This is a genomic window from Natronospirillum operosum, assembly GCF_004768465.1.
Lineage (GTDB): Bacteria > Pseudomonadota > Gammaproteobacteria > Pseudomonadales > Natronospirillaceae > Natronospirillum > Natronospirillum operosum.
Genome location: NZ_SRMF01000002.1, coordinates 183,364 through 198,105, shown reverse-complemented (window position 1 = coordinate 198,105; position 14,742 = coordinate 183,364). Strand labels below are relative to the sequence as shown.

The following is a 14,742-nucleotide window of genomic DNA, read 5'->3' as shown; positions in this document are numbered from 1 at the left end:
GCCGCGTCAGCAGGGCGTCAAACACAGGAACGGAGGATAGCGGAGCCGCCCCGACGGTGCAACTGAGACCCGTCCGGAGGTTACCCGGACGGGCTTGCAGGTATCAGCTCTGGCGGCGTACCTCTGCACTGTGTCGGCGCAGCGATGCAGCGCATTCCAGCGCCACCAGTATGGCCGCTACCAGCACCAGCACATCGACCGCGAACAGGAACCAGTCGCCGGCCTCGAAGAAGGTGCGCAACTGGACCAGCAGCGCGAATATGGTCATCACCAGCAGGAACAGCAGCGGCGCCAGGGTATAGATGATGGGCCGGCCCTTGTGGATCAGAATCACCGTGATGACCAGCAGGGTCAGACCGGCCAGCAACTGATTGGTGGTGCCGAACAGCGGCCAGATCAGCATGCCGCCGGCGCCCTCGGCCCCGCCGGCGCCGAAGGCCAGCAGCAGGCAGGCGCCCACTGCCAGCACCGTGGCCGGAAGATTGCGCCGCATCCAGCCGATGTTGTAGATCTGCCCCCACTCCTGAAAGATGTAGCGTTGCAGTCTTATGCCGGTATCCATGGTGGTGCCGGCGAACAGGCAGGCCATGACCGCCAGCAGCGTGGCCGCGACCTCTTCAGACATGCCCCAGCCCTGGCTGATGATGCGCGCACCGCCGGCCACGAAGGCTTCCACGCCACCGGCACCAAAGCTGGTATAGATGGCCTGCCAGTCGCCCAGAGTTGCAAAGCCGGCGCTGGCGGCAATGATGGTGGCCAGCGCCAGGGTGCCTTCACCCACCGAACCGAAATAGCCGACAAAGCGGGCATCGGTCTCCCTGTTGATCTGTTTCGAGGTGGTGCCGGAGGCCACGAGGCCATGGAAGCCGGAGATGGCGCCACAGGCAATGGTCACGAACAGCAGTGGTATCAGTGACGGCGTGCCGGCCGGCACATCGGTGTTGAACATGGGCGCGACCACCGTAGGACCGGTCAGCAAGACGGCTCCATAGAGCACACCCAGCGCAATGAACAGCTGTATGCCATTGATATAGTCACGGGGCTGCAGCAGCACCCATACCGGCAGCAGTGAGGCAATGAACGCATAGGCGAACAGGATCAGGATCCAGGTAGCCGAATTGGACAGCGGCCCGACCATCTCCGGGAACTCGAAAGGCACGACTGGCCCCATGCCTACCATCAGGTAGAGAGACAGTACGCCAACCACAGTGACCAGAGGCAGGCTGGTGTATTGCTGATAGATGATGACGCCGATGATGGAGGCCACAATGATGGTGCCCCATACTGCCAATACGGCACTGGGATAGGCGATCAGCAGGTTGGAAATCACCACGGCGAAGACCGCGTTGACCATCAGCAGGACCAGGAAGATCACGATCATGAAGATGGAGCGCGCGCGAGCGCTGACCACATCGCCGGTCAGAGCACCCATGGACTTGGCCTTGTTGCGGGTACTGGCCCAGATGGCACCAAAGTCATGGATGCCGGCGAAGAAGATGGTACCGAGAATGACCCAGACAAAGGCCGGTCCCCAGCCCCAGATGACCGCGACAGCCGGCCCTACAATGGGTGCGGCGCCAGCCACGGAGGTGAAGTGATGCCCCCAGAGTACCAGCCGGTTGGTGGGCACATAGTCGACACCGTCCTTGAATTCATGGGCCGGAGTACGAAAGTCCGGGTCGAGCTGATATATCTTTTCGGCAATGAACCGCGAGTAGAAAATGTAGCCCAGAGCCAGTCCACCCAGCCCCACAACCATCAGCATAATGGCGTTCATACCGCTACTCTCCTGTCTTGTCGTTATTGTTCAGCCCTGCGGGCGCTCTGATCTCTGCCTCCCTGAGATACTGCGGTGCGATTTGATGATGGATGTCTGATCTGCCCCTGCTCTGCCGGGCAGGGATTGCGGGCAGCAGCTTCAGAAACCCAGTTTTTCCATTCGGTTGGCAATGTCCTCCAGAATAGTCAGGCCCTGGACGTCGGTTTCCAGCCAGGGGAGATGGGGGGTGTACAGTCCGCGCAGTTCGTGCTCGATGCGATGCAGATACTCGGCTTCCTGTACGCGGCGACGGGCCAGGAACTCGCCGTCCGCATCCTCCGGAATCACCCGGTTGACCACCGCCACACTGACCTTGATACCCGCTTCGGTCAGCGCCTCCACGGCCCGGCGCGTCTCCAGAATGGGCAGCCGTTCCGGGGTCAGCACAAATACAAAGGCGCTGACGCCCTGATCCTCCAGGCGGTGCCGCGCCTGATGGAACAGGCGCTTGCGCTCGGTCAGGGTGCGTGCAATGCGCTTGCTGCGATCGTCCAGGTCGGCATAGGGGTCTTCCTGCGGATCGTCGAAGGGGGTGGGCACATCGCGCCCCGATTTGGGGGTCAGATGTTTCATCACATCACCCAGTTGCGCCGACTTGCGGTTGCTCTGCAGCAGACCATCGGTCCAGGCCGCCATGGCTTCCGGCAGCGTCAGCAGACGCAGGGTGTGGCCCGTGGGCGCAGTGTCAAAGATGATCAGATCGTAGTGATTGTCTTCCGTCGTGATCAGGCGCGCGATGCGCTCCAGCAGCGCGGCTTCCTGAGTCCCCGGAGATTGCCGACTCATGCGCATCTGGCGTTCGAGCTCAGGCATCAAGTCCGGCTTGGCATAACCCCGCATCTGGTCCAGTACCCCGTTGAGGTGGCGGTCGACCTCGGCATCAGGGTCAATCTCCATGGCATCCAGATTGGGCATGATGCGTTGCGGGTGATCGCCCAACTCGCGGTCAAAGACATCGCCCAGGCTGTGTGCGGGGTCGGTCGATACGACCAGGGTACGCTTGTCCCGGCGCGCCGCCAGTACCGACAGGGCAGCGGAGACTGTGGTTTTACCCACGCCGCCCTTGCCACCGACCCAGACAATACGGGCGTTCAATACATCCTGCATGTCATCAGTGTCCTGAAAGTTGTCAGCAGCATTTGAAGTGGTCGAGCGGGGAGTGCTCCATGCCCATGCGCTTGTGCCAGTCGTGAAACCGCTCCAGCAGGAGCGGTTGCAGTTCCAGCGTGTAGTAGGACGCCGGGTTGGGCACTCCCATCATTTCGGAGAACACCATCAGCATGAAGAGGTCATCCTCATCCCGCTTGGCACGGGCGATGGCGCTCCGATAGGGCGCTGAATAGACTTCCTCGGCGACATAGGTGGCCTTGCGCAACCAGTCGGCAATGGTGTGTCTATCCAGCGGCATGGCTCACGACTCCTGTGTTTTTGCTTCGCGCCGCAGGCGCATCAGAGTGGAGGTACATTCCAGTGCTACCAGTATAGCAGCGACCAGAACAACCACATCAAGGAACAGCAGGAACCAGTTGCCGTCGTTGTAGAAGTCGACCAGTTGTACCAGCAGTGCCGAAATCGTCATGACCAGCAGGAACACCAGCGGCACCAGCGTATAAATCATGGGGCGACCGAGGCGTACCAGCATGACTGAAATCACCAGCAGGGTCAGACCGGCCAGCAACTGGTTGGTGGTACCGAACAGCGGCCAGATCAGCATGCCGCCGTCTCCATCCGGACCACCGGCACCGAAGGCCAGCAGCATACAGGCGCCAACCGCCAGTACCGTCGCCGGGATGTTTTTCTTCATCCAGTCAATGCCGTAGATCTGACCCCATTCCTGGAAGATATAGCGCTGCAGGCGCACGCCGGTATCCATGGTGGTGCCGGCGAACAGACAGGCCATGACCGCAAGCAGTGTCGCCGAGACTTCCTGCGACAGGCCCAGGCCGCCACTGATGATATAGGCACCGCCTTCCACAAAGGCACCGACGCCACCGGCGCCGAATGAGGCATACAGAGACTCCCACTCGGCCAGAGTGGCAAAGCCGGCGGTCGCCGCAATGATGGCTGCCAGGGCCAGAGTGCCTTCACCCACGGCACCGAAGTAGCCCACAAAGCGAGCGTCAGTTTCCTTGTTGAGCTGCTTGGATGTGGTGCCGGATGACACCAGGCCATGGAAGCCGGAAATGGCACCACAGGCAATGGTCACGAACAGCAGCGGTATCATCGACGGTGTGCCTTCGGGCACCGACTCATTGACCATGGGGGCGACCATGCTCGGGTTCAGCAACAGAACGGCCAGGTACATGACGCCCAGACCGATGAACAGCTGAATACCGTTGATGTAGTCACGTGGCTGCAGCAGTACCCAGACCGGCAGCATGGAAGCCACAAACGCATAGGCGAACAGGATGATGATCCAGGTGGCGGTACCGGACAGGAAGCCGACCTCGGATGGCATTTCCAGCGGCACGGACGGGCCGATGAAGATCAGGGCGTAGAGTGCAATCACGCCGAAAATGGACACTGCCATCAGATTCATCTTCTGGCGGTAGATAAGCTGGCCGATCAGCAGGGCCACCAGAATGATGCCCCAGACCGGCAGGACCGCGCTGGGATAACTGATCAGCAGGCCGGCGATGACCACCGCAAAGACGGCGTTCACCATCAACAGCACCAGGAAGATGACGATCATGAAGATCGAGCGGGCGCGCGCACTGACCACATCGCCGGTCAGAGCACCCATGGACTTGGCCTTGTTGCGGGCACTGGCCCAGATGGCGCCGAAATCATGCACGCCGGCAAAGAAGATGGTGCCCAGGATGACCCACAGGAAGGCTGGCCCCCAGCCCCAGATAACGGCAACGGCCGGGCCGACTATGGGCGCGGCTCCGGCCACTGAAGTGAAATGGTGTCCCCACAGAATGAATTTGTTGGTGGGCACATAATCCACACCATCTTCGAACTCGTGGGCGGGTGTCTTGAAGTCCGGGTCGAGCTGATAGATTTTCTCGGCGATGAACTTCGAATAGAAGATAAAGCCCAGGGCGAGGCCGCCCAGGCCGACAAGCATCAGAACTATGGCACTCATTTCAGCGCACTCCTCCATACTGGTTGTTGTTTGAGACCGCAGGTCAGGCAGCGCCCGAAAGCAGGCCGTCTTGTGTCAGTTTTACGTATGGCAATACGACCATCAGGTTAGGAGATCCGGAACTTCTTGTCGCCGTTATAACATAACAACCTGGTTCCGTTTCTCTTTGCGAGCAGGTCACATAAGGGTTTGGCGTCTGGTTCCCACGTAGGGTGGCACCCTGTCCGGATCATGTTTCGGCAATCTGATTTACCCCAATAATTTACTTTATATATACACTAATGGGGTGTGCTGATGGAGTGTTCCGATGTGCCTGCGATGTTGTGAAGAAGACAGCGTCCTGACCAGGACAACTTAAGCAGAGCTTTAGCACAAAGAGGGTTATCAAGAGCTGTCCCGGTGCTCGTTTGATGGCCGTGAATCAGGCGGAGAGCCCCAGGCTTAACCCAGGCTTTTCAATAGTTAAGCACAGCTTATGAGTGAGAGAATTGGAAGCAAATTTTCCACCCAGATGTATTGCAACTGACCCGTTCATTGCCTAAGTTGCGAGGGGTCGCTGCACAAAGCGAAATTGAATTATGGCGTTCGGGCACAACAAAATGTATTCACCTGCCCGATCTGGCCGGTCTCTAGTAAGGAGGGGCGATTGTGAACGTAAATATTTTTGAGCAATGGGAATCTGATATTCGGGGTTACTGCCGGGTGTATCCGACAGTATTCACCAAGGCCTCGAACGCCCGGCAGTGGGATGAGAATGGCAAATCCTACATTGATTTCTTTGCCGGCGCCGGGGTGCTGAATTTCGGGCACAACAATCCGCTGATGAAGAAGGCACTGGTTGAATATATTGAATCCGATGGCGTGACGCACAGCCTGGATACCTACACTGTGGCCAAACGCGAGTTCATGGAGAAGTTCGTCAATACCATCCTGAAACCGCGCAAGATGAATCATAAACTGCAGTTCATGGGTCCCACCGGTACCAACTCGGTGGAGCTGGCGCTGAAAATGGCCCGGCGGGCCACCGGGCGCCGCACCGTGGTCGCGTTTTCGCATGCCTTTCACGGTATGACTCTGGGGGCGCTGGCCTGTACCACCAACAACCACTTCCGCAATGCGGCCGGGGTACCACTGGAGCATGTGGTGCACCAGCCGTTCGACGCCGAGGCGGGCGATCCGCTTGGCGGCGGTCTGGAAGCGCTCGATCGTCTGCGCGCCATGTATGAAGATTCCTCCAGTGGTCTGGAAGCTCCCGCAGCCTTTATCGTCGAGCCGATTCAGGCCGAAGGCGGGGTCAATGTGGCCAGCAAGGAATGGCTGCTTGCTGTGCAGAAGCTGGCCCATGATCTGGGCGCACTGTTTATCCTGGACGACATCCAGGCCGGCTGTGGCCGTACCGGCAGCTATTTCAGCTTTGACGGCATGGGCCTGGACCCCGATGTCATTACCCTGGCCAAGGGTCTGGGTGGCTTCGGCACCCCCATTGCCATGAATCTGGTCAAGCCGGAATACGACAAGCTGTGGAAGCCGGGTGAGCACACCGGCACCTTCCGGGGTCAGAACCTGTCCTTTGTGGCCGGCCGTATTGGCCTGGGCTACTTCGACGATGACGAGTTCAACCAGCAGACCAAGCGCAAAGGCAAGATCATGCAGGATGCGCTGGAGAAGATCGCTGCCGGCTACAGCCAGAAGCAGTTCCAGGTGCGCGGCAAGGGCATGATGCAGGCACTGGATGTCGGTGATGGCGAGGTGGCGAAGAAAATCGTCAGCGGCAGCTTTGAAGGCGGCATGCTGTGCGGTGCTGTAGGCACCGGTGGTCGTGCCATCAAGCTGATTCCGCCGCTGACCATTCCGGATGAAGACCTGAAAGAAGGTCTGGATATCTTCGCTCGGGCCGTCGAGGCCGCTGCCGGGGGTGCTGGATGAGGCAACGCGATGACATGACGTTTCCGTTCGAGGAGTATGAGCGGCGACTGCAGGGTCTGCGCGAGCGTATGGCGAAACGGCTGCTGGATGCAGTCGTTATCGTGGACCCTGAAAACATCATGTACCTCACGGACTACCAGACCACTGGCTATTCGTTTTTCCAGTGTCTGGTGGTGCCGCTTGAGGGCGAGCCCTTCATGATTACCCGCAAGATGGAAGAGTCGAATGTCCACGCCCGCACCTGGGTCGAGCTGACTCGACCCTACCCGGACACCGGGGATGCGATTCAGGCGCTGGTGGAAGCGCTGCGGGAATTCGGGCTCGGCAAGAAGGACATCGGCTACGAGCGCAACAGCTATTACTTCCCGGCCTATCATCAGGATGCCATCCATACCACCTTTACCGATGGTCGCCTGCTGGACTGCTTCGGCATTGTGGAGCAGGGCCGCATCTGCAAGTCGAAGTTCGAAATCGAGATCATGAAGAATGCGGCCCGCGCCACTGAAGCCGGCATGCTGGCCGGTTTCGATGCCTGCCGGGCCGGGGTCACCGAGAACGAGATTGCTGCCGAAATCAGTGCGGCCATGTTTCGTGTGGGCGGTGAGTTCCCGGCCGTGATGCCCTATGTCACTTCCGGTCCTCGGACCATGATCGGTCATGCCACCTGGGAAGGCCGGGTGGTGCAGCCCGGGGAACATGTGTTTCTGGAAGTCGGGGGCTGCTACCGGCGCTACCATACGGCCATGATGCGCACCGTGGTGCTTGGCAACCTGACCGACTCCATGTACGAAGCCCAGGAGCGCATGAAACTGGCGCTGAAGCACCTGAAGGACGTAATCCGTCCCGGCATGACAGTGTCTGATGCAGACAATCTGGTGCGCAATATCATTACCGAGAACGATGTCGGTGCCAGCCTGATCACCCGTTCGGGCTACTCGATCGGCATCGCCTTTCCCCCGAGCTGGGATGAAGGCTATATCGTCAGTCTCAAGCAGGGTGACTCCACCGTGCTCGAGGAAGGCATGACCTTCCATATCATCCCCTGGATGTGGGGCGTTGATGGCGACAAGACGGTGGGTATCTCCGACACGCTCTATGTGACCGAGCGCGGCTGCAAATCGTTCTTCACGCTGGATGAAGACTTTGTGGTCAAACCGGAAGAGGGCAACGGCAAGGCTCAGGGTGCTGCCGAGGCGCCGACGGAGATCAAGGTCTCCGACAAGAGCGATGCGAGACCCGAGTTGCCGGAGTCGACCACCGAGAACACCGCCTCGAACGGAAAGGCCAAACGAGACCACAAGCACAAGAAAACGGCGAACACCTGAGGAACCAGCCATGTTGACAGCGATTGATCCAAGCACCGGGAAGGTGCTGCATGAATATCCACCCATGGACGAACAGGCGCTGGACGCTGCAATCGGGCGGTCTGAAACCGCATACCGCAGCTGGCGCAACACCACCTTTGCCGAGCGGGCCGAGGTACTGCGCAAGGTCGCAGCCCTGCTGCGCGAGGACATTGAGCATCTGGCGCCGCTGATGACCGAGGAAATGGGCAAGCCGATCAAGGAAGCCCGGGGCGAGGTGGAAAAGGCCGCCTGGTGTGCGGAGCACTATGCGGAGCATGCCGAGGCCTATCTGAAGACGGAAGAACTGGGCTCTGACGCCACGCGCAGCTTTGTGCAGTATCTGCCGCTGGGCCCGGTGCTGGGCATTCTGCCCTGGAATGCCCCGTTCTGGCTGGCCTTCCGCTTCTGTGCGCCGGCGCTGATGGCGGGCAATACCTGCCTGATGAAGCATGACCCGCATGTGCCGGCCTGTGCCGAAGCCATAGCGAAGTTGTTCGAGCGGGTGAGTGCGCCGGCCGACATCTTCCAGAACCTGCCGCTGGAAACGCCGCAGGTCGAAAAGGCCATTCGGGACTCCCGGGTACAGGGTGTGTCCTTCACCGGTTCCGAGAAAGCCGGCAGCATTGTGGCTTCGACTGCCACCAGCGAAATCAAGCCGGTGGTCCTCGAACTGGGCGGTTCCGACCCCTGTATCGTGCTGGCAGATGCCGATCTGAACGCGGCGGCACCGGTAATTAGCCTGTCGCGCATGATCAATGCCGGTCAGTCCTGCATCGCCGCCAAACGCATCATTGTGGAAGCACCGGTATATGACCAGATGGTGGATCTGCTGCAGGAGCACCTGAGTCGTTTGCAGATGGGTGATCCGCGTGAAGAGAGCACGGATGTCGGACCCATTGCGCGGCAAGATCTGCGTGACAACCTGCATCGGCAGGTGCAGGCCACCAGGGATGCCGGAGCCCGCTGCCTGTTGGGCGGCGAAGTCCCTGATCGCCCGGGCTTTTACTACCCGGCCACCCTGCTGGCGGATGTGACGCAGGACATGACGGCGGCCTGTGAAGAGACCTTCGGGCCGGTGATGGTGGTAATGAAGGCGCAGGATGAAGCCGAAGCCATTGCCATCGCCAATGACAGTCCCTATGGCCTGGCGGCCGGGGTCTGGACTACCGCCGAACGCGGTGTGGCCATGGCAGCGAAGCTGGAGACCGGGCAGGTGGCGATCAACGGTATCGTCAAGACCGACCCGAGACTGCCCAGCGGCGGCGTCAAGCGTTCCGGCATCGGCCGCGAACTCGGCCCGCACGGCATTCGCGAGTTTGCCAACGCGCAGCAGGTCTGGGTCGGACCCAAGCAGGGTTGAAGGCCGGTTTCGGCTGCGGTCCGATCGGCACCCACTGTGAAGCGCCACCAGGCACCAACCAAGGCACGGTACAAGGTCGCTACTAGTTCCCCTGCGCCTCCATGCGGCGCTGGCTGAAGGCTTCCTCCAGCCAGCCGACACGCATCTGCGGCACCGAAGACAGCAGCAGATCCGTATAGTCATCGAACGGCGGTGCCAGCACTTCATCCCGCGTGCCATAGCGCACCACCTGGCCCTGGTACATCACCGCAATCGAATCCGCGATGGCTTTCACCGTCGCCAGATCATGCGTTATGAACAGATAAGCCACCCGATGTTCTTCCTGCAGCCGCAGCAGCAGTTTCAGGATGCCGTCCGCCACCAGAGGGTCCAGCGCACTGGTCACCTCGTCACAGATAATCAGCTTCGGGTCCGCCGCCAGCGCGCGGGCGATACAGATGCGCTGCTTCTGGCCGCCGGACAGCTCGGCCGGATAGCGCTCATGGAACTCCGGGCCCAGTTCGATCTGCTCCAGCAACTCGATTACCCGTGCGCGCTGCTTCCGGCCGCGCAAACCAAAGTAGAACTCCAGCGGCCGGCCGATGATGGTGCCCACCGTGTGACGCGGGTTCATGGCCACATCCGCCATCTGGTAGATCATCTGCAACTGGCGCAGGTCTTCCTTCTTGCGCTGTTTCAAGGCCGCTTTCAGCGTGCGCCCGTCAAACTGGATATTGCCCTTCTCCGGAGGCAACAGACCGGTAATCACCCGCGCCAGGGTAGACTTGCCGGAGCCGGACTCGCCCACCACGGCCAGCGTTTGCCCGGGCGTGATGGCGACCGAGACGTCGTCGAGCACCGGCTTGCCAATACCCGCCTTGCCGTAGCGGGCGGTAATGCCGTTCACGGTCAGGATGGGCTCGCCAGGTGACTTGGCGGTATGGTCAATGGACCGTACCGATACCAGACGCTGGGTATATTCTTGCTGCGGGTTTTCAATGATTTGCCGGGTTTCGCCGTGTTCAACCATTTTGCCATGGCGCAACACCATGATCTCGTCGGCCACCTGAGCCACCACGGCCAGATCATGGGTGATGTAGAGCGCACTGACACCGGTATCGCGAATGGCCTCCTTGATGGCCGCCAGTACATCCATCTGGGTGGTCACATCCAGCGCCGTCGTGGGTTCATCAAAGATGATCAGATCCGGCTCCGAACACAGGGCCATGGCCGTCATGGCGCGCTGCAACTGCCCGCCCGACACCTGGTGCGGGTAGCGTTCACCGAAGTGCTCCGGGTCGGGCAGGCCCAACTTGCGGAACAGTTCGACAGCGCGTTTCTCGGCCTGCTTGCGCGAAGCCAGGCCGTGCCACAGGGTGGCCTCGATGACCTGATCCATGATTCTGTGGGCCGGGTTGAAAGCCGCCGCTGCCGACTGGGCCACATAGCAGACTTCCTTGCCGCGCAGCGCGCGCATGCTGCTGGCCCCAAGCTCGAGGATATTGCGCCCGTTGACGTTGATCTCACCGCCAGTAATGCGCACGCCACCGCGCCCGTAGCCGGCCGGTGACAGCCCGATGGTCGACTTGCCGGCGCCGGATTCCCCGATCAGGCCCAGCACCCGGCCCCGCGGCAGACTCAGATTGATGTCTTCGACAATGGTGACATCGTGCGGCTTTTCACCTGGCGGGCGCAGCGTGGCCTCGATCTTCAGGTTGCGTATGTCGAGCAGTTGATCAGCCACTGCGACCTCCTTTCAGATCCGTTTTCTGTTTCAGAATCCAGTCGGCGACCAGATTGACCGAGATGGCCAGCGCTGCAATCGCGGCGGCCGGAATCAGTGCCGCCGGTACACCGAACACGATGCCCTGGCGGTTTTCCCGTACCAGCGAGCCCCAGTCCGCGTCCGGCGGCTGGACTCCCAGGCCAAGGAACGACAGCGAAGACAGGAACAGCACAGCGAAGATGAACCGCAGGCCCAGTTCGGCAATCAGCGGTGCCAGGGCATTAGGCAGGATTTCCCGGAAGATGATCCAGGTTCGGCCCTCGCCGCGCAGGCGGGCAGCTTCCACGAAATCCTGCACATTCAGATCCACCGCCACGGCACGGGCCAGACGATAGACGCGGGTGCTGTCGAGCACGCCCATGACCACCACCAGCACGGCAATGGTGCTGGGCATGACCGACAGAATCAGCAGCGCGAAGATCAGCGTAGGAATCGACATCAGCAGGTCCACCCCGCGTGACATCAGTTGATCGGCCCAGCCGCCCAGAACGGCGGCCAGAATGCCCAGCACACTGCCCAGGCTGAACGCCAGTATGGTGGCCAGAGCGGCGATGGTAATGGTGGTGCGGGCGCCATAGATCAGGCGCGACAGCAGATCCCGGCCGATGTTGTCGGTGCCGAGCAGGGCTTCGGCAGAACGGGGCTCCCAGGGGTTGCCCACCACCTCGGCCATGGAGTAGGGCGCAATCCAGGGCGCAAACACGGCGCAGAACAGAAACAGCACCGTCAGCAGCAGGCCGATCATGGCGGTTACAGGCATATGTCGCAGCATGATCTCTCCTTATTTCGGATGCCGCAGGCGCGGATTGGACAGAATGGATACCAGATCGGCGATCATGTTGAGGCCGATGTAGACCGCCGCGAAGATCAGGCACACGGCCTGCACCACGGGGATGTCGCGCTTGGACACATGGTCGATCAGGTACTGACCCATGCCCGGGTAGACGAAGATGACCTCCACCACGACCACGCCGACCACCAGGAAGGCCAGATTGATCATGACCACATTGACCACCGGTGAGACCGCATTGGGAAAAGCATGGCGCCAGATGATCAGCAGGCTGCGCAGGCCCTTGAGTTCGGCCGTTTCGATATAGGCGGACTGCATCACATTGAGAATGGCAGCGCGGGTCATGCGCATCATGTGCGCCAGTATGACCAGCGTCAGTGTGGCTGCCGGCAGTGCAATGGCATGCAGCCGCTCACCCAGATTCATGCGGTCGTGCACACTGGCCACACTGGGAAACCAGTTCAGTTGCACGGCAAAGAAATAGATCAGCAGATAGCCGATAAAGAATTCCGGCAGTGAAATGGCCGTCAGCGTCGAGCCGGAAATCAGCCGGTCCGGCCAGCGGTTCTGATAGCGTACCGCCACCAGACCGAGCAGTATGGCCAGCGGGACAGCAACCACGGCGGTCCAGAAGGCCAGGAAGAGGGTATTGTTCACCCGCCGACCCAGGCTTTCCGCGATATCCCGGTTATTGGACAATGCGGTGCCCAGATCGCCTTGCAGGATGCCACCCAGCCAACTCAGATAGCGTTGCCAGGCGGGTTGATCCAGCCCCAGCTCGCGCCGGATATTGGCCAGCGCTTCCGGGGTGGCGCCCTGGCCGAGAATCGACTGGGCCACGTCACCCGGCAGAATCTGGGTGCCGGCGAAGATCAGCATGGAAACCGCAAACAGAAGGGAGATGCCCAGCGCGAGGCGCTGGGCAATCAGTCTTGCAATCAGACTATTCATAATGATTACGAATTATCGGTTCAGGCGCTGAGCCAGAGACGGGACAGCGCATAGCCGGACATCATTTCGCCCATCGGATGCGGCGTCCAGCCCTGCACGCGGTCGCTGGTGGCCTCGATGTAGTCATTGAACATGGGCAGGATCAGGCCGCCCTCGTCACGCACCATCAGACCCATGTCCCGATACATCTCCTGACGGCGAGCCTCGTCCAGTTCACCACGGGCCTGCCGCGCCAGTTGGTCGAAGTCGTCGCGCTTGAAGCGGGTGTCATTCCAGTCTGCGTTGGAGATATAGGCTGTGGAATACATCTGGTCCTGGGTCGGACGGCCGCTCCAGTAGGACGCACAGAACGGCTGCGCATTCCATACCTCGGACCAGTAGCCGTCGCCGGGCTCACGGCGCACTTCAATGTCGATACCGGCCTGGGCTGCGCTCTGCTGGAACAGCTGGGCAGCGTCCACGGCACCCGGGAAGGCCACTTCTGACGTGCGCAAGACAACGGGCCCGTCATGACCAGAGCGGCGATAGTGGTAGGCGGCACGATCCAGGTCGAATTCACGCTGTGGAATGTCTTCCGGGAACAGCGGATAGGCGGCATTGATCGGGAAGTCGTTGCCGATGGTGCCATAGCCGCGCAGTATGCGGTTGACCATGTCTTCCCGGTCCATGGCGTACTTCAGCGCCAGGCGCAGGTCATTGTTGTCAAACGGCGCGGTGTCGCAGTGCATGACAAATACGTAGTGCGCCCGGCCGGATACGCTCTGCACCTGAACATTGGACAGGTTGGCGACGCGATCCACAATGCTGGGCTCCACCCGGTTGACCACATCCACCTGGCCACTCTGCAGGGCTGCCATGCGCGAGGTGGTGTCATTGATGATCAGGATCTCGATCTCGTCGGCATGGCCGAACTCGTCCGGGTTCCAGTAGTTCTCGAAGCGCACGGCGCGCTGACGCACGCCCGGTTCAAATTCGACCACCCGGTAGGGGCCGGTGCCGATGCCGGCTTCCGGCGCATCCTTGCCGCCATTGGGCTGGATCATCAGATGGTAGTCGGACAGCAGGAAAGGCAGGTCGGCATTGGCCTCGGTTGTGGTCACCACCACTTCGTAGTTGCCGGTTTTGCGCACGGACTCGATGCCGCGCATGATGCCGAGGGCACCGGACTGGGAGTCTTCATCGGAATGGCGCTCCAGCGTGGCCACCACATCGTCCGCATCCATTTCCTTGCCATTGTGAAACTGGATGCCGCGGCGCAGCTTGAAGGTCCATTCACGGGCGTCATCGGAGGAGTGAACCTCTTCGGCCAGGCGCGGTACCAGATCACCCTCGGGCGACACATTGGTCAGCGCCTCGCCCCAGGACTGGCCGAATGAATGCTGAACCTGACTGGTCCACAGCGCAGGGTCCAGGCTGTCGGTGGATTCGCCGCCCTGCATGCCGGCGCGCAGGCTGCCGCCCTTGACGGGGCTGGCGGCCAGTGCGGCGCTGCTCAGCATGCTGGTGGCGACTGGAATGCTGATGCCCAGTGCCGCCGCACGGCCCAGAAAATCGCGCCGCGACAGGCGGCCCAGAATGACTTGTTGGCTCAGAAAGTTGAGTTCTCTAGACATGGTCGTACCCTTTTCTGTTTTTCTCTGTAGTGTGATTGGTCTTTCTTGTCATCATTGGTTCACCGGCCCTGCCAGGGGTCAGTG

At 60.7% G+C, this 14,742-nt stretch carries 11 protein-coding genes; 3 read left to right on the top strand and 8 right to left on the bottom strand.

The features are described 5' to 3' along the window. Nucleotides 1-103: 103 nt before the first annotated feature. The 4 genes from E4656_RS07365 to E4656_RS07350 all read right to left on the bottom strand — a co-directional run bounded on the left by E4656_RS07365 (nucleotide 104) and on the right by E4656_RS07350 (nucleotide 4,907). Entirely contained in the window at nucleotides 104-1,777 is a 1,674-nt protein-coding gene (locus E4656_RS07365; RefSeq protein ID WP_135482561.1) for a carbon starvation CstA family protein, read from the bottom strand. Nucleotides 1,778-1,918: 141 nt separating this feature from the next. Further along, complete coding sequence (locus E4656_RS07360) at nucleotides 1,919-2,926, bottom strand: ArsA family ATPase (protein ID WP_135482560.1); 1,008 nt, start codon at nucleotides 2,924-2,926, stop codon at nucleotides 1,919-1,921. A 22-nt stretch (nucleotides 2,927-2,948) separates the two neighbouring features. After that, complete coding sequence (locus E4656_RS07355; RefSeq protein ID WP_135482559.1) at nucleotides 2,949-3,227, bottom strand: cory-CC-star protein; 279 nt, start codon at nucleotides 3,225-3,227, stop codon at nucleotides 2,949-2,951. Between the two features lie 3 nt (nucleotides 3,228-3,230). Further along, on the bottom strand, nucleotides 3,231-4,907 hold the full coding sequence (locus E4656_RS07350) for a carbon starvation CstA family protein (protein ID WP_135482558.1): 1,677 nt from the start codon (nucleotides 4,905-4,907) through the stop codon (nucleotides 3,231-3,233). Nucleotides 4,908-5,555: 648 nt separating this feature from the next. Here E4656_RS07350 and E4656_RS07345 point away from each other — a divergent pair. The 3 genes from E4656_RS07345 to E4656_RS07335 are packed head-to-tail and all read left to right on the top strand — an operon-like array spanning nucleotide 5,556 to nucleotide 9,539. After that, nucleotides 5,556-6,833 carry an aspartate aminotransferase family protein gene (locus E4656_RS07345; RefSeq protein WP_135482557.1) on the top strand — a complete coding sequence of 426 codons (1,278 nt, stop codon included), beginning with the start codon at nucleotides 5,556-5,558 and terminating at the stop codon, nucleotides 6,831-6,833. Then, the gene (gene doeA / locus E4656_RS07340) at nucleotides 6,830-8,158 is read left to right on the top strand and encodes an ectoine hydrolase (protein ID WP_135482556.1); all 1,329 of its coding nucleotides are present in this window, start codon (nucleotides 6,830-6,832) and stop codon (nucleotides 8,156-8,158) included. Before E4656_RS07345 ends, doeA begins: the two co-directional genes overlap by 4 nt. Nucleotides 8,159-8,168: 10 nt before the next feature. Then, nucleotides 8,169-9,539 carry an NAD-dependent succinate-semialdehyde dehydrogenase gene (locus E4656_RS07335; RefSeq protein ID WP_135482555.1) on the top strand — a complete coding sequence of 457 codons (1,371 nt, stop codon included), beginning with the start codon at nucleotides 8,169-8,171 and terminating at the stop codon, nucleotides 9,537-9,539. A gap of 82 nt (nucleotides 9,540-9,621) precedes the next feature. On the opposite strand, the gene E4656_RS07330 is transcribed toward E4656_RS07335, so the two are convergent. The 4 genes from E4656_RS07330 to E4656_RS07315 are packed head-to-tail and all read right to left on the bottom strand — an operon-like array spanning nucleotide 9,622 to nucleotide 14,658. Beyond that, nucleotides 9,622-11,262, bottom strand: a complete 1,641-nt coding sequence (locus E4656_RS07330; protein ID WP_135482554.1) for an ABC transporter ATP-binding protein — start codon at nucleotides 11,260-11,262, stop codon at nucleotides 9,622-9,624. Continuing rightward, nucleotides 11,255-12,076, bottom strand: a complete 822-nt coding sequence (locus E4656_RS07325) for an ABC transporter permease (RefSeq protein ID WP_135482553.1) — start codon at nucleotides 12,074-12,076, stop codon at nucleotides 11,255-11,257. Before E4656_RS07325 ends, E4656_RS07330 begins: the two co-directional genes overlap by 8 nt. Before the next feature lie 9 nt (nucleotides 12,077-12,085). After that, nucleotides 12,086-13,045 carry an ABC transporter permease gene (locus E4656_RS07320; RefSeq protein ID WP_135482551.1) on the bottom strand — a complete coding sequence of 320 codons (960 nt, stop codon included), beginning with the start codon at nucleotides 13,043-13,045 and terminating at the stop codon, nucleotides 12,086-12,088. 20 nt (nucleotides 13,046-13,065) lie between these two features. Continuing rightward, nucleotides 13,066-14,658 carry an ABC transporter substrate-binding protein gene (locus tag E4656_RS07315; protein WP_135482549.1) on the bottom strand — a complete coding sequence of 531 codons (1,593 nt, stop codon included), beginning with the start codon at nucleotides 14,656-14,658 and terminating at the stop codon, nucleotides 13,066-13,068. Nucleotides 14,659-14,742 lie beyond the last annotated feature (84 nt).